This is a genomic window from Pseudomonas sp. Gutcm_11s, from assembly GCF_028649395.1.
Lineage (GTDB): Bacteria > Pseudomonadota > Gammaproteobacteria > Pseudomonadales > Pseudomonadaceae > Aquipseudomonas.
In genome coordinates this window covers 82,854-97,145 of record NZ_JAQSUW010000010.1, presented here as the reverse complement: position 1 = coordinate 97,145, position 14,292 = coordinate 82,854, and the positions used below count along the sequence as shown (strand labels likewise).

Below are 14,292 nucleotides of genomic sequence, written 5' to 3'. Positions count from 1 at the left end.
GTATTCACCCCCTCTGCCCGGGGAAGGCAGAGCGGGTGAGCCTGTGGTCAGAACTGATAGCTGGCCTTGAGGCCGCCACTGGCGCCGTGGCTATCGCCACCGCCGCTGATCCCGGCTTGCGCGCCGAGGCTCAATTCACCCAGGTTGGCGGTCAGGCTGAACGCACCAGTGAACTGGTAGCGGCTGTCGAAGGCGGCACGCTGGGAAATATCCAGGCCCAGCAACTGGCCCTCGCTGTCGACCTCGTGGTCGCCGAGCACGTGTTCGTAACCCACCTCCAGCCCCGGCACCAGTTGCCAGCCACCGCTCAGGCTCTGCGGGGCGAAGCTGGCTTTCAGATTGGCCACCGCGCTGGTGCGGGTCTCCTTGGTATCGTCGACGTCCAGGGCCAGGTCGTTGCCCTGCTCCTGGAAACCGTCGAGGTCCAGGCGACTGACGCGCAGGCCCAGGCTTGGCTCCAGGGTCACGCTGCTCACCGGGAGGCGGTAGCCCAGCGCCAGGGCTGCGCCGACCAGGGTACCGTCGCTGTCGCCGCTGACCTTGCCCAGGCCGCCGCCGAGTTCGCGACTGCTGTCGTAGTCGAGCCAGCCGCCACTGAGGTTGGCGTCGACGAACAGGCCGCGCTCCAGCCCGTTGGGGGCGAAGCGTGCGCCGAGGCCGATGAAGGTCAGGTCGGTATCCACCTCGCCGCCCGCGCCGCCGACGTTGCCGCGGCTGTAGCCGAAACCGGCATGCCCGCTGAGCTGCTCGGAGAAGCGTTGTGTAACGCCGAGCATGGTGCCCTGGGTGTGCTCGTTGCTGCTGGCCGCCTCGGCTGAGCCGTCGTTGCCCTGATAGCCGGCCAGCCCGGTCATCCACAGGCGGCGCTGGCCGGCCTGGAGTTCGATGCCGCTGGCATAGGGCTCGGCCGCCTTGTCGATCAGTGCGTCCTGGCGCAGCAGGTAGCTGGTGGCGTCGGCATGCACCTGGCCGCCGATGGTGGACTCCACGCCGCTCAGCGTGCCGGAGTCGATGGCCGACTGCAGGTAGTAGTTGTAGGCGGTGTAGTCCCCCGCCAGGCTGCTGTTCTGCAGCTGGGTCAGCAGCTGCGCGCCGGCGGCGGCGTTGCCCAGCAGGCCGGCGGTCTCCGGCAGGCTGCTGTAGTAGACCATCTTGCCGCGCAGCACGTAGATGGTTTCCTGGCTCAGGCCGAGGCCTTCCTTGAGGTAATTGTCCATGCTGCCGTACTGCGCCACGACCTCGTCGAAGCCGGCCTGCAGGTAGCTGGCCTGTACGCCGAGCAGTGGCGCGTAGATCGCCGCATAGCTGGCCGGCATGTGCGCCAGTGTGGCCGCAACCCGGTCGGCGGTGTAGTCGTTGGTGGCCAGGTAGTTCTGCATGATGGTGGCGTCGTCCACGCCGGCAATGCTCAGCAGCACCGCGGCGGTCCAGCCGGTGCGGTCCTTGCCGGCGGTGCAGTGGAACAGGGCGGCCCCGTCGGCCCCGGCGAGCTCGTTGAACAGCACGGCGAACTGGCCGCGCATGCCGGCATCGCTGACGAAGGCGCGGTTGGTATCTTCCATCATGGCCACGGCCTGGGCGGCGCTGGTGATGTTCAGCGCGGAGGTCGTGATGTTCGACCCCGAGGTGGTGCTGCCGATGATGTCGATGAGCTGGTAGCTGGCGCCGCTGGGCAGGGTATCCGGGGTTCCGGCTGCTTCGCTGGGGGTGCGCAGGTCATAGACGTCGCTGATGCCCAGGCCGTTCAGAATCTCCAGGTCGGTCCCGCTCGGGGTCAGGGCATTGGAGCGGTAGAACACCCCGGAGCGCATGACCCCGTCGCGGCTGGTGGTATAGGCGCTGGTGGTGCCGGCGAGATCGCGGAAGTTGTCGATGCCGGTCAGTCTCGGCGTGTCCAGGGTGTAGGTCTCGGCCGCATGAGCGGTGGCGATGGACAGGCTGAGGATGGAGAGCGAATAGAGAGCGCGGTGCAGCACGGTGTAGCCCCTTGGTGTTGGTTGGCGGGGCCACTATCTGCAGGGTTGTGAACGCGAATATGACAAAGCGGCGGCAGAGGAGAATCGCAGCGCGATCTGTCCGTGCGCTGCGCTTTCTGTCCGTATGGCGGCTGTCGGAGGGGCTGCCGGCGGTTAGCCGCAGCTTCTCAATCGATGGAGTTTGCCGAGGTGCTCACGGAGCGCCCGCGGCCGCTGCGCTTGGCCTGGTACAGGCACATGTCGGCCAGGTGCAGGAGGCTCTCCAGGTCGTCCGGGGCGCCGTGATAGATGCCGGCGCTGAAGCCCAGCGGCGGCGCGCCGGTGGCGTACTTCAGGGCGGCGCACTGGCGGCGCAGCAGTTCGAGGCATTTGCCGACCGTGTCGCCGTCGAGCCGGCTGACCAGGGCGAATTCCTCGCCGCCCAGGCGGCCCAGCAGGCTGTCCGGGAAGGTCTTGCGCAGGGTGCGGGCGAAGTGCACCAGGGCGGCGTCGCCGCTGGCGTGGCCGTGCTCGTCGTTGATCACCTTGAAGTGGTCGAGGTCGATCATCGCCACGCTCAGTTCCTGCCCGCCCTTCTGCGCCTGGCGCATCATTTCCACACCCTGTTCGTAGAACGCGCGGCGGTTGTACAGCCCGGTCAGCGAATCGAACAGCGCCGCCTGCTTCAGCGCATGCAGCATGTCGCGGCGCTCCAGGCAGGACATCACGCGGCAGTTGAGCTCCTCGGGGCAGAACGGCTTGCGCAGGAAGTCGTCGGCGCCGTGCTTGATGAACATGGCACTGAGCGAGCCCTTGGCGTCGGCCGACAGGCCGAGAATGATCATCTCGTTGCGCTTCATCTTCTGCCGCAGCAGCTTGACCAGCTCGAAGCCGCTCAGGCCGGGCATGCTGTGGTCGACCAGGAACAGGTCGATGTCCGGCTGCTCCTGCAGGATGCGCAGCGCTTCGTCGCCGTCGCAGGCGTCGATGATCTGGTACAGGTGCGGGGTCAGTACGCGGCGGATGAAGTGGCGGGTGGCCTCGGAGTCTTCCGCCACCAGGATCTTCACGTGGCTGTTGCTCTCCAGCCGGTGCAGCAGGCGGAAGGCGTATTCGTAGGAGTGCTGGCTCTCCTTCAGCACGTAGTCGACCACGCCCTTGAGCAGTAGCTCGTCGCGGCGGTGCTCGTCGTAGGAACCGCTGAGCACGATGCATGGCAGGCTGTACTGCAGCACCAGGTCGACGATCTCGCCGTTCGGTGCATCGGGCAGGTTGAGGTCGACGATGGCGGCGAAGAACAGCGCCGAGGAGGTTTCCAGCAGCACCTGCGCCTCACCCAGCGAGGCGCAGAACAGCGGCTCCAGCTCCGGCTCCTGACGGAACAGGTGCTCGAGGATCTTCAGCACCAGTGGGCTGTCTTCCACCACCAGAATATTGCGCATCGCCAACTTCCCTCTAGAACATCCGCACCTTCACCGAACGACCCTTGATCTTGCCGCTCTGCAGGCGCTGCATGGCCTGCTTGGCGACGCTGCGATCCACCGCCACATAGGCCTGGTAATCGAAGATGGCGATCTTGCCGACCTTGTCGCCGGGGATGCCGGCATCGCCGGTCAGCGCGCCGAGGATATCGCCGGGGCGCAGCTTGTCCTTGCGCCCGGCGGACAGGCACAGGCTGTGCATCGGCGGCAGCAGCGCCTCGCCCTTGTCCTTCAGTTCACCGAGCAGCTGCCAGGTCAGCGGGCTGCCCTGCAGCTCCTCGACGGCCTGGGCGCGGTAGGCCTCGCTGGGAGCCACCAGCGACAGGGCCAGGCCCTTCTCGCCGGCACGGCCGCTACGGCCGATACGGTGGATATGCACCTGGGCATCGCGCGCCAGTTCGACGTTGATCACTAGCTCCAGGCCTGCAACATCCAGGCCGCGGGCGGCCACGTCGGTGGCCACCAGCACGCTGAGGCTGCGGTTGGCGAACAGCGTCAGCACCTGGTCGCGGTCGCGCTGTTCGAGGTCGCCGTGCAGGGCGGCGGCGGAAATCTTCTCCGATTCGAGCAGGGCGGCCAGCTCATCGCACTGCTGGCGGGTGGCGCAGAAGGCCACCGCCGGCTGCTTGCGGAAGTGGCGCAGCAGGTGGATCACCGCTTCCATGCGCTGTTTGGGATCGATCTCGTAGAAGCGCTGCTCGATCTGCCCGTCGTCGTGCATTGCCTCCACCTGCACCCGCTCGGGCGTGCGCAGGAAGCGTGCGGCCAGCTGCTCGATGCCCGCCGGGTAGGTGGCGGAGAACAGCAGGGTCTGACGCTTGGCCGGGGTCTGTTCGATGACCTCGGCGATGCTGTCGAAGAAGCCCATGTCGAGCATGCGGTCGGCTTCGTCCAGCACCAGGGTGTTCAGCCCGTCGAGCTTCAGGGTGCCTTTGCGCAGGTGTTCCTGGATGCGCCCCGGGGTGCCGACGATGATGTGCGCGCCATGCTCCAGCGAGCCGATCTGCGGACCCAGTGGCACGCCGCCGCAGAGGGTGAGGATCTTGATGTTGTCCGCCGCGCGGGCCAGGCGGCGCAGCTCCTTGGCCACCTGGTCGGCCAGCTCGCGGGTCGGGCACAGCACCAGTGCCTGGCAGCCGAAGAAGCGCGGATTCAGCGGGTGTAGCAGGCCGATGCCGAAGGCCGCGGTCTTGCCGCTGCCGGTCTTGGCCTGGGCGATCAGGTCGCGACCCTTGAGGATCAGCGGCAGGCTGGCGGCCTGGATCGGCGTCATCTCGGCATAACCGAGGGCGGCGAGGTTGTCGCGCATGGCAGCGGACAGCGGCAGGGAGGCGAAAGCGGTGGTCACGGGGCGAACCTGGCGGGGAGGGCGGGCGCGAATTGTAGCAGGCCGCGCCCGTCGAACCTCAGAGCTCGCGCTTGAGCTCGGCGATGCGGGCGTCCTTGGCCTGCCACAGCTGGCTGACCCAGGCCTGCATGTACTGGCGAAACTGCGGGTCGTTCTCGTAGTCGCCGGCCCACAGCGCCGGGTCCAGCTCCTGGGTACGGATGTCCATGATCACCTTCGGTACCTGGCCGCTGATCAGCGCCCAGAAGCCTGGTGGGCGCTGGCCCGGATAGACCAGGGTGACATCGAGCAGTGCATCTAGCTGCGGGCCGAGGGCGGCCAGGGCGAAGGCTACGCCGCCGGCCTTGGGCTTGAGCAGGTGCTGGTAGGGCGAGCCCTGCGCGGCCTGCTTGGCCGGGGTGCAGCGGGTGCCTTCTAGGTAGTTGACCACGGTAACGTTGAGCTCCTTGAAGCGCTCGCAGGCACGCTTGGTGATCTCCAGGTCCTTGCCGGCCATCTCCGGGTGCTTGGCCAGGTAGGCCTTGGAGTAGCGCTTCATGAAGGGGTAGTCGAGGGCCCAGAAGGCCAGGCCGAGGAACGGCACCCAGATCAGCTCCTGCTTGAGGAAGAACTTGAAGTAGGGCGTCTTGCGGTTGAAGGCCTGCACCAGCGCGGGGATATCCACCCAGGACTGGTGGTTGCTCACCACCAGGTAGGAGCGGTCGCCGCGCAAACCCTCGCCGCCGCGGATGTCCCACACGGTGGGGGTGAGGGTGGCGAAGATCAGCTTGTCGATCTCGGCCCAGGTCTCGGCCACCCACATCACCCCGCGCGAGCAGGCATTGCGCAGCGCCTTGCCCGGCAGCACCAGCTTGAGCAGGGTGATCAGCAGCATCGGGCCGATCAGGACCAGGGTATTGAGCAGCACCAGCAGGACCACGCTGCAGGCGGTGAGCAGTCGTCGCATGGGGACTCCTTGTCGCGAATTGGCGCCATGATAACGGCGCCGCCAGCCGGCTGAAATCTGCAGCTATCTCGCCTTACTGATGGCAGTATGCCTTGTCGCAATCTGGCTTATGCTCCATCTACTAGGAACCATCGGTACCGATCGTGCTCAAGCGCATTCCCGTTTCCGATCTGTTGGTCGGCATGTACATCCACGAGTTCTGCGGTTCATGGATGGACCATCCCTTCTGGAAGGGGCGCTTTCTACTCGACAACGAACGTGACCTGGAGCGCGTGCGCGAAAGCGACGTGACCGAGGTCTGGGTCGACGTGAGCAAGGGCCTCGACGTGCCGGCCGGCCAGGTCAGCCAGAGCGTCGCCGAGGTTGCGGCGGAGGCCGAACAGCGCCTGCAGGCCGCGGCCGAGAGCGAGCTGCCACCGGCGCGCGCCAGCCTTGAGGACGAGGTGCAACGCGCGGTCAAACTGTGCGCCCAGTCCAAGGAGGCCGTGGTGCAGATGTTCAGCGACGCGCGCATGGGCCAGGCCGTTTCGCTGGAGGGTGTCGGCGAGCTGGTCAAGGAAATCTCCGACTCGGTGCTGCGCCACCCCAACGCGCTGATCAGCCTGGCGCGGCTGAAGACCAGCGACGAATACACCTATATGCACTCGGTGGCGGTCTGCGCCCTGATGATCGCCATGGCGCGCCAGCTCGGCCTGTCCGAGCTGCAGGTGCGGGAGGCCGGCGAGGCCGGCCTGCTGCATGACATCGGCAAGATGGCCATCCCCGACACCATCCTCAACAAGCCGGGCAAGCTCACCGACGCCGAGTTCGGCACCATGCGCAGCCACCCCGAGGCCGGCGCCCGCATGCTCCTAGACTGCCGGCAGATCAGCGCGTTGGTGCTCGACGTGTGCCTGCACCACCACGAGAAGTTCGATGGCTCCGGTTACCCGCACCGCCTGGCCGGCGAGCAGATCAGCCTGTTCGCGCGCATGGGCGCGATCTGCGACGTGTACGACGCCATCACCTCGGACCGCCCCTACAAGAAGGGCTGGGACCCGGCCGAGTCGATCCGCAAGATGGCCGAGTGGAAAGGCCACTTCGATCCGCAGCTGTTCCAGGCCTTCGTCAAATCCCTGGGCATCTACCCGATCGGTTCGCTGGTGCGCCTGGAGAGCGGGCGCCTCGGCGTGGTCATGGAGCAGCACGAGAAGTCGCTGCTCACGCCGAAGATCAAGGTGTTCTTCTCCGCCCGCTCGAAGATGCCGATCCCCCAGGAAGTGATCGACCTGGCCAAGCTGGTCGGCCGCGACAAGATCATCGGCCGCGAGTCGGCCGAGGAGTGGGGCTTCAAGAACATCGAGGAACTCTGGTCGGGCATCCCGGCCGGCAGGGGCTCGCTGTTCGATTGACGCCATCGGCGGCATGCGGCACCGTGCCGGGCAAGCCTTACGCCGCCCAGCACGGATGCCATGCCGCACATACTCATAGTCGAAGACGAATCCGCCATTGCCGATACGCTGGTGTTCGCCCTGCAGAGCGAGGGCTTCACCACCACCTGGCTGAACCTGGCCGAGGCCGCGCTGGAGTTCCAGCAGCGCACGCCGGCCGACCTGCTGATTCTCGATGTCGGCCTGCCCGACATCAGTGGCTTCGAGGCCTGCAAGCGCTTGCGCCGCTTCTCCGAGGTGCCGGTGATCTTCCTCACCGCCCGCGACGCCGAGATCGACCGCGTAGTGGGGCTGGAGATCGGCGCCGACGATTATGTGATCAAGCCCTTCAGCCCGCGCGAGGTGGCGGCGCGGGTCAAGGTCATCTTGAAGCGTCTGGCGCCGCGCCAGCCTGAGCCAGAGGCCGCTTCGCGCGGACCCTTCCGCCTCGATATCGAGCGCGCACGGATCGACTATCACGGCCAGCCGCTCAGCCTGACGCGCCATGAATTCCGCCTGCTGCAAACGCTGCTCGGCCAGCCCGAACGGGTGTTCTCCCGCGAGCAACTGCTCGATGCGCTGGGGGTCGCGGCGGACGCCGGCTACGAGCGCAATATCGATAGCCACATCAAGAGCCTGCGCGCCAAGCTGCGGCAGGTGGCGCCGGCTGGCGAGCCGATCCAGACCCACCGTGGGCTGGGCTACAGCCTGCGCCTGGAGTGATCGGCATGCCGCTCGGCGTACGCATCTTCCTGGTCTACTTCCTGTTCGTCGGCCTCGCCGGCTGGTTCGTGCTGAGCACGGTGATGGACGAGATTCGCCCCGGCGTGCGCCAGTCCACCGAGGAGACCCTGGTCGACACCGCCAATCTGCTGGCCGAGATCCTGCGCGACGAGGTGAAGGACGGCAGCCTGGCCCAGGGCCGTCTGCCCGAGCTGCTCAAGGCTTACGGTCAGCGTCAGCCGCAGGCGCAGATCTGGGGCGTGGAGAAGGGCGCGGTGAGCCACCGCATCTACGTCACCGACGCCCGCGGCGTGGTCCTGCTCGACTCCAGTGGCGTTGCCGTCGGCCAGGACTACTCGCGCTGGAACGACGTCTACCTGACCCTGCGTGGCGAATACGGCGCGCGCTCCACCCGCGAGGACCCGGCCGACGAGGACAGCTCGGTGATGTACGTGGCGGCGCCGATCAAGGACGGTACGCAGATCATCGGCGTGGTCTCGGTGGCCAAGCCGAACAAGTCGTTGCAGCCCTATATCGAGCGCTCGCAGCGCCGCCTGGGCTGGCTCGGCGCTGGGCTGATCGTGCTCGGCCTGCTGATCGGCGGCGCGCTGTCCTGGTGGCTCAGCGGCTCGCTGCGCAAGCTCACCCGCTACGCCGGCGCGGTCAGCCGCGGCGAGCGTGCCGAGCTGCCGGAGCTGCGCGGCGGCGAGCTCAAGCAACTGGCCGAGGCGGTGCAGAAGATGCGCACCGAGCTGGAAGGCAAGGCCTACGTCGAGCAGTACGTGCACACCCTGACCCATGAACTGAAGAGCCCGCTGGCGGCCATCCGTGGTGCCGCCGAACTGCTCGAGGGCGAGATGCCCGCCGAGCAGCGCCAGCGTTTCGTGGCCAACATCGCCAGCGAGGGCGCGCGCCTGCAGCAGCTGATCGAGCGCCTGCTCAACCTGGCGCTGGTGGAGCAGCGCCAGGGCCTGGAGGAGCGAGTGGCGGTCGACCTGCACGAGCTGGCCGAGGAACTGCTGCGCGCCCAGGCAGTGCGCATCGAGGCCGGCGCATTGCAGGTGGACAATGCCATCGCGAGCGGAGTTGTCGTGCACGGCGAGCGCTTTCTGCTGCGCCAGGCGCTGGCCAACCTGCTCGACAACGCCCTCGACTTCACTCCAGCCAGTGGCCGGCTGCGCTTCAGCGCCGAGCCACGCGAGGGGATAGTGGAGCTGGCGCTGTTCAACCTGGGCGAGGCGATACCCGAGTACGCCCTGCCGCGCCTGACCGAGCGCTTCTACTCGCTGCCGCGCCCCGCGAGTGGGCGCAAGAGCACCGGGCTCGGGCTCAATTTTGTGCAAGAGGTGGCACTGCTGCATGGCGGGGCGCTGACGCTGAGCAACGTTCAGGGCGGCGTGCGCGCCTGCCTGCATCTGCCTGCCTGAATCCATCAACCGCAGGGCCTGGGCTGAGCTGGTCTATTCTTCGTTTCAGGTCGGCCGGATGAGGGCTGGCAGAAATCCTGCTTGCTGCAGGACAACAACACAGCCTGGAGAGGCGTTGCATGAAGACCGTTGCCGAACTGCTCAGAAGCAAGCCCAGTGCCTACGTCCATCACGTCGCCCCGGATGTCTCGGTGCTCGACGCGGTGAAGCTGCTGGCGGAGAAGAAGATCGGCGCGCTGCTGGTGATGGCCGGCGGACGCGTGGTGGGGATCGTCAGTGAGCGCGACTACGTGCGCAAACTGGCCGAACTGGAGCGTGCGGCCTTCGATGCCAAGGTCAGCGACATCATGACCGCCGACGTGATCAGCGTCGGCCCGCGCGACAGCGTGCAGCACTGCCTGCAACTTATGAGTGATCGCCGTCTGCGCCACTTGCCGGTGCTGGCCGACGGCGAGCTGATCGGCATGCTGTCGATCGGTGACCTGGTCAAGCAGACCATCGATGACCAGGCCAGCCTGATCCAGCAGCTGGAGCAATACATCCGCGGCGAGTGACCACGGTCACCTCCACACAAACTCCACACAGGCTCCACATACCTCGCACGGCGCCGCCACGGGCGCCGTCGAGACTCTCCCCACGGTCCAACCCAAGGAGAGTCCCAATGAACCGCAATCTATTGATCAAGCTCGGCGCCATTGCCGTACTGATCCTGCTGCTGATGGTCCCGATCATCATGATCGACGGCATGGTCGAGGAGCGTCAGGAACTGCGCGATGGCGTGCTTGAAGACATCGCCCGCAGCTCCAGCTACAGCCAGAAGATCATCGGCCCGCTGCTGGTCGCGCCCTATCGCAAGACGGTGCGCGAATGGAAAACCAACGAGAAGACCGGCGAGCGCTATCTCGAAGAAAGTGAAGTGAGCGGTCGCGTGTACTTCCTGCCGGAGCGCCTGGCGGTTGGCGGCGACATCGGTACCGAGCTGCGTGCCCGTGGCATCTACCAGGCCCGTCTGTTCCACAGCAACAGCCGCCTCACCGGGCATTTCCAGATCCCGGCCAACTTCGGCGTCACCGAAGACATCGGTGACTACACCTTCAGCGAGCCCTTCGTCAGCGTCGGCATCAGCGACATCCGCGGCATCAAGAACAACCTGGTGCTGGAGCAGGGCGGGCGCAAGCTGCCGTTCCAGCCGGGCAGCGCCGACTCGCTGCTTGGTGCCGGCGTGCATGCGCCGCTGCCGATGGCGGTGGCCGACATCCACCAGGGCCAGCGCCTGGACTTCGCCTTCGACCTGCTGCTGCAGGGCACCGGCGAGCTGAGCATCGCCCCGGTCGGCCGCGAGACCCAAGTCGACCTCAGCGCCGATTGGCCGCACCCGAGCTTCATCGGCGAGTACCTGCCGAGCGAGCGCGAGATCACCGCCCAGGGCTTCACCGCGCGCTGGCAGACCAGCTTCTTCGCCACCAACATGGAGGAGGCCCTGAGCGACTGCGCCAACGCCGGCGAGTGCAACGCCTTCCTCGGTCGCCAGTTCGGCGTCAGCTTCGTCGATCCGGTGGACCAGTACCTGAAGAGTGATCGCGCGCTGAAGTACGCGCTGCTGTTCATCGCCCTGACCTTCGCCGGCTTCTTCCTCTTCGAGGTGCTCAAGCGCCTGGCTGTGCACCCGGTGCAGTACGGCCTGGTCGGCCTGTCGCTGGCGATGTTCTACCTGCTGCTGCTGTCGCTGGCCGAGCACATGGTCTTCGCCCAGGCCTATGCCTTGGCGGCCTCGGCCTGCGTGCTGCTGATCGGTTTCTACGTCAGCCACGTGCTGCACAGCTGGTTGCGCGGCGCCGGCTTCACCGCCGCGCTGGCCGGGCTCTACGCGATGCTCTACGCCCTGCTGTCCGCCGAGGACTACGCGCTGCTGATGGGTTCGCTGCTGGTGTTCGGCCTGCTCGCCGCGGTGATGGTGCTGACCCGCAAGCTCGACTGGTATGGCCTGGCCAAACCGGCCACTGCCGCCTGACTCACTATCGGCGCGGCTCTGGCCGCGCCTCGCGAGGTATTCGCCATGATTCGCCTGCTGATGCAGTTTTCCGCCTGTTTCGCCCTCGGCCTGGTAGTGGCCGGGATGTTGCTGATCGGCCTGATGTTCTTCGGCCAGTTTGACCTGATCCACGGCCTCAACCTCAGCGGCCGCCCGCTGGCCAGCGTCGCCCTGGCGCTGCTGCCGGGCGGCTTCTGGGATGGCCTGACCGGGGTGCCCGACGCCGCCAGCAACGCCAGTGTGCAGTCGTTCCTGCAGCTGTGCGTGGCCCTGGCGCAGATCGCCCTGCTGCTGGCCGCCGGCTTCTTCCGCCTGTGGTACCGCACATGAGCGGCCACGTCGGCTTGCGCGAAGAAGCGCGCCTGGGTCATCAGCTGGCGCGGCGCATCGCCCGGCTGTTTCCTCCGGTCGACAAAACCTCTCGGGCCCTGCGGCGGGAGGCCCCGCCATGCCGCTGAAGCCGGGTACGGTCTGGTACTGCACGGCGGGACTGATGGGCGGCAGCAACCTGGCCTATCTGCTGGCGGTGATGCTCAGCCTGCTGCTGCCGTCCTGGCCGTTCAACGGCTTCTTCACGCCACTGGCGGTGATGAGCCTGCTGCTGCAGGCGCCCTACGTGTGGCGTCCGGCCGAGTCCCATGCCTGGCACTGGCGCCAGGGCGCGGCATTGGGAGGAGCGTCGGTGGCGCTGTTCTGGTTGTTCTACTGCTATGGATTGCCGACATGAATCAGATCAAGACGGTGTTCTGGGTGCTCACCAAGCTGCTGTATCGCGGCGTGATGCTGTGGTTCTGCCTGCTCCTGCTGCTCTACCTGGGATACAAGATGCTCGAGCGCAACCATGCGATCGACGCGCTGCCGGCCCAGCTGGAGGTGGATGGCGTAGTACTGGTGGGCGGCGAGAGCGGGATTCGCGAGGGCTGCGGCGTGGCGGTACTGCAGATGTCGCCGGGCCTGCGCGGCCGTCTGCGCCGCGAGGGCCTGACGGCGCTGCAGGAGGCACGGCAGGCGCGCGGCTACCCGGACCGGGACTACTACCACTACCAGCCCTGGCAGGCCACGCCGGTCCCGGCAGATGAGGGTGGGAGCCTGAGTTCCATCTCGCTCGGCCTGCAGTGCGCCGACGCCGACGATGAGTTGAGCGAGCGTATCAGCCGTGCCAGCCAGGAGGAGGGCAGCTACTACAGCGAGAAGGAGGAGGGCGCCCTGTTGCTGTTGCCGAGCGAGGGGCTGATCGTCTTCGGTTACTTCGGCTGAGTTGCCTGCATCGAAGGCCGCTGGGCGACATCCGCATACCAGCCGGCCAGACCGGGGAAGCGCTCGCGCCAGCCCAGCTGCGGCTGGCGCAGGTCGAGGTAGCCGAGGGCGCAAGCCAGGCCGATGGCGGCGACGTCGAAGCGGCTGTCGATCTCCGCCAGGCAGTCGCGCTCGAAGTAGGCCAGCGCCCGTTCGATCTTGTCCTGCTGGCCGGCGGTCCAGGCATCCCAGCGTTTGTCCTCGGGGCGCAGGAAGGTCTCATAGCGCAGCAGCACGGCGGCATCGAGGATGGCGTCAGCCAGCGAGGCCAGGGTCAGCCGCCGCCAGCGTGCGCTGCCGGCGGGAATCAGCGGCTCGCCGACATGCTGGTTGTCGAGATAATCGAGGATCACCCGGCTGTCATGCAGCACGCTGCCATCGGCCAGGCGCAGGGCCGGAATCTTGCCGGCCGGATTGTCCGCCACCACCGCCGCGCTGGGCGCCACCGGCGTCAGTTGCACCTCGTGCAGCGCCACCCGATCGGTCTGCCCGGTCTCGTGCAGCAGCACCATCACCTTGCGCACGAACGGCGAGGCGGGGGAGTGGAACAGGGTCATGGTGCTCATGGTGGGCTCCGCAGTAGGTGTTTGCTGGGGTCAGGCTCGCATCGCGAGTGGGGGCTGGCAAGTTAGCGGGTCATCTTCTTGACGAATACCACCACGAACAGGGCCATGGTGAAGCTGCCGGCGAAGGCCTCGAAGGCGGCGATGGGGCGCGCCAGGCCATGGGGCGTGATGTCGCCGTAGCCCAGGGTGGTGAAGGTCACCACGCTGTAGTAGAGGCAGTCGAGCAGGTCCATGAGGTTGGCCGACAGGCCGCGCTCGAGGGCCAGGCCAAGCGGCAGCTCGCCATGGCGCACGCCGACCAGGAAGTAGAGCAGGCCACAGGCGACGATCAGACCCAGGGAGAACAGCACCACGTTGAGCGGCTTCTCGCCGTAGCCGCTGAACAGGTCCACCAGCCAGGACAGCAGGCGCGCTCCGGACAGGCGTGGCATCTGCAGGCGGCGCATGACCATCTCGCGGTGGAAGAAGTAGCCGGCCTGCTCGAACAGCCCGGCCTTCTCCAGGCGCAGTCGCAGATTGCGGTAGGTTTCCTCGGCTTCCTCGAAATGTTGCCGCGCGCCATTCACATCGCCGGCGCGCTGGCACTCGCGGCCACGGCGCTCTTGGATCAGCTGGCGGTCCCACAACACGTTGTCCAGCCGCGCGCCTTCCAGGCGTACGCCGAGCAGGTTGCAGTCGCGCAGGTCGGCGCAATGCAGGTTGGCGCCGCGCAGATCGGCCTTCATCAGCGAGGTGCCGCGCAGGTCGAGGGCGAACAGATGGGCGTTCTGCAGGTCGGCGCGATACAGGTCGGCCTCACGCAGGTCGTAACCCTCGCGGCTGCCGTGGTGGACCAGGTCGATGCCGGCGAGGTTGGCGTACTTGAGGCGAAAACCGCGCATCGATGCACCACTGCGTGCGCGTGCCTGCAGTTGCGCCGCCAGGTCGTCGGTCTGGCGGCGGTCCTGGGCGGCGTCTAGCCAGTGGCTGTCGTCGGGCAACGTGGTGTCCATGGCGTTCTCCTGCGGATCAGACAAGCCTAGTCGTGGCGGATCACTTCGGACGAGTGGCCTAAAGGATTGCCGCTGGCAGCCGATGGCGGTAGCGATAGGCCAAATTGGGCCTGGTCT

14 protein-coding genes are annotated in these 14,292 nt (G+C 67.0%); 8 read left to right on the top strand and 6 right to left on the bottom strand.

Translation table 11 applies throughout. The features are described 5' to 3' along the window. Window positions 1–47 precede the first annotated feature (47 nt). The 4 genes from PTT45_RS05155 to PTT45_RS05140 all read right to left on the bottom strand — a co-directional run bounded on the left by PTT45_RS05155 (window position 48) and on the right by PTT45_RS05140 (window position 5,730). Entirely contained in the window at window positions 48–1,976 is a 1,929-nt protein-coding gene (locus PTT45_RS05155; RefSeq protein ID WP_273811885.1) for a tyrosine-protein phosphatase, read from the bottom strand. 167 nt (window positions 1,977–2,143) lie between these two features. Next, entirely contained in the window at window positions 2,144–3,397 is a 1,254-nt protein-coding gene (locus PTT45_RS05150) for a diguanylate cyclase domain-containing protein (protein WP_273811884.1), read from the bottom strand. A gap of 13 nt (window positions 3,398–3,410) precedes the next feature. After that, on the bottom strand, window positions 3,411–4,745 hold the full coding sequence (gene dbpA / locus PTT45_RS05145; protein WP_443218153.1) for an ATP-dependent RNA helicase DbpA: 1,335 nt from the start codon (window positions 4,743–4,745) through the stop codon (window positions 3,411–3,413). 97 nt (window positions 4,746–4,842) lie between these two features. Next, complete coding sequence (locus PTT45_RS05140; protein WP_273811882.1) at window positions 4,843–5,730, bottom strand: acyltransferase; 888 nt, start codon at window positions 5,728–5,730, stop codon at window positions 4,843–4,845. Between the two features lie 143 nt (window positions 5,731–5,873). Between PTT45_RS05140 and PTT45_RS05135 the strand changes: the two genes are divergently transcribed. The 8 genes from PTT45_RS05135 (at window position 5,874) to PTT45_RS05100 (ending at window position 12,578) form a co-directional block, all read left to right on the top strand. Then, window positions 5,874–7,121 (top strand): HD-GYP domain-containing protein, encoded by a 1,248-nt coding sequence (locus tag PTT45_RS05135; RefSeq protein WP_273811881.1) that lies wholly within the window; start codon window positions 5,874–5,876, stop codon window positions 7,119–7,121. Window positions 7,122–7,181: 60 nt separating this feature from the next. Then, the gene (creB, locus tag PTT45_RS05130; protein ID WP_273811880.1) at window positions 7,182–7,862 is read left to right on the top strand and encodes a two-component system response regulator CreB; all 681 of its coding nucleotides are present in this window, start codon (window positions 7,182–7,184) and stop codon (window positions 7,860–7,862) included. Between the two features lie 5 nt (window positions 7,863–7,867). Next, a complete protein-coding gene (gene creC, locus PTT45_RS05125; protein ID WP_273811878.1) occupies window positions 7,868–9,289 on the top strand; it encodes a two-component system sensor histidine kinase CreC in 1,422 nt (473 codons plus the stop codon). 119 nt (window positions 9,290–9,408) lie between these two features. Next, entirely contained in the window at window positions 9,409–9,843 is a 435-nt protein-coding gene (locus PTT45_RS05120) for a CBS domain-containing protein (RefSeq protein ID WP_273811877.1), read from the top strand. Between the two features lie 107 nt (window positions 9,844–9,950). Further along, window positions 9,951–11,300, top strand: coding sequence for a cell envelope integrity protein CreD (creD, locus tag PTT45_RS05115; RefSeq protein ID WP_273811876.1), 1,350 nt, complete (start codon window positions 9,951–9,953; stop codon window positions 11,298–11,300). Between the two features lie 45 nt (window positions 11,301–11,345). After that, window positions 11,346–11,651, top strand: a complete 306-nt coding sequence (locus tag PTT45_RS05110; protein ID WP_443218150.1) for a hypothetical protein — start codon at window positions 11,346–11,348, stop codon at window positions 11,649–11,651. A gap of 118 nt (window positions 11,652–11,769) precedes the next feature. Then, on the top strand, window positions 11,770–12,048 hold the full coding sequence (locus tag PTT45_RS05105; protein WP_273811874.1) for a hypothetical protein: 279 nt from the start codon (window positions 11,770–11,772) through the stop codon (window positions 12,046–12,048). After that, on the top strand, window positions 12,045–12,578 hold the full coding sequence (locus PTT45_RS05100; protein ID WP_273811872.1) for a hypothetical protein: 534 nt from the start codon (window positions 12,045–12,047) through the stop codon (window positions 12,576–12,578). Before PTT45_RS05105 ends, PTT45_RS05100 begins: the two co-directional genes overlap by 4 nt. Here PTT45_RS05100 and PTT45_RS05095 read toward each other — a convergent pair. Further along, complete coding sequence (locus tag PTT45_RS05095) at window positions 12,566–13,183, bottom strand: glutathione S-transferase (RefSeq protein ID WP_273811870.1); 618 nt, start codon at window positions 13,181–13,183, stop codon at window positions 12,566–12,568. The two genes, PTT45_RS05100 and PTT45_RS05095, sit on opposite strands and share 13 nt — an antisense overlap. Before the next feature lie 62 nt (window positions 13,184–13,245). Beyond that, window positions 13,246–14,175 (bottom strand): ion channel, encoded by a 930-nt coding sequence (locus PTT45_RS05090; protein ID WP_273811868.1) that lies wholly within the window; start codon window positions 14,173–14,175, stop codon window positions 13,246–13,248. Window positions 14,176–14,292 lie beyond the last annotated feature (117 nt).

What these genes read in the sequence shown, in the direction of transcription:
- creC (WP_273811878.1), top strand. Translation starts at nt 7,868, where the DNA reads ATGCCGCTCGGCGTACGCATCTTCCTGGTCTACTTCCTGTTCGTCGGC.
- PTT45_RS05095 (WP_273811870.1), bottom strand. Translation starts at nt 13,183, where the DNA reads ATGAGCACCATGACCCTGTTCCACTCCCCCGCCTCGCCGTTCGTGCGC.
- PTT45_RS05120 (WP_273811877.1), top strand. Translation starts at nt 9,409, where the DNA reads ATGAAGACCGTTGCCGAACTGCTCAGAAGCAAGCCCAGTGCCTACGTC.
- PTT45_RS05100 (WP_273811872.1), top strand. Translation starts at nt 12,045, where the DNA reads ATGAATCAGATCAAGACGGTGTTCTGGGTGCTCACCAAGCTGCTGTAT.
- PTT45_RS05105 (WP_273811874.1), top strand. Translation starts at nt 11,770, where the DNA reads ATGCCGCTGAAGCCGGGTACGGTCTGGTACTGCACGGCGGGACTGATG.
- creD (WP_273811876.1), top strand. Translation starts at nt 9,951, where the DNA reads ATGAACCGCAATCTATTGATCAAGCTCGGCGCCATTGCCGTACTGATC.
- PTT45_RS05110 (WP_443218150.1), top strand. Translation starts at nt 11,346, where the DNA reads ATGATTCGCCTGCTGATGCAGTTTTCCGCCTGTTTCGCCCTCGGCCTG.
- PTT45_RS05140 (WP_273811882.1), bottom strand. Translation starts at nt 5,730, where the DNA reads ATGCGACGACTGCTCACCGCCTGCAGCGTGGTCCTGCTGGTGCTGCTC.
- PTT45_RS05150 (WP_273811884.1), bottom strand. Translation starts at nt 3,397, where the DNA reads ATGCGCAATATTCTGGTGGTGGAAGACAGCCCACTGGTGCTGAAGATC.
- dbpA (WP_443218153.1), bottom strand. Translation starts at nt 4,745, where the DNA reads ATGCGCGACAACCTCGCCGCCCTCGGTTATGCCGAGATGACGCCGATC.
- creB (WP_273811880.1), top strand. Translation starts at nt 7,182, where the DNA reads ATGCCGCACATACTCATAGTCGAAGACGAATCCGCCATTGCCGATACG.
- PTT45_RS05090 (WP_273811868.1), bottom strand. Translation starts at nt 14,175, where the DNA reads ATGGACACCACGTTGCCCGACGACAGCCACTGGCTAGACGCCGCCCAG.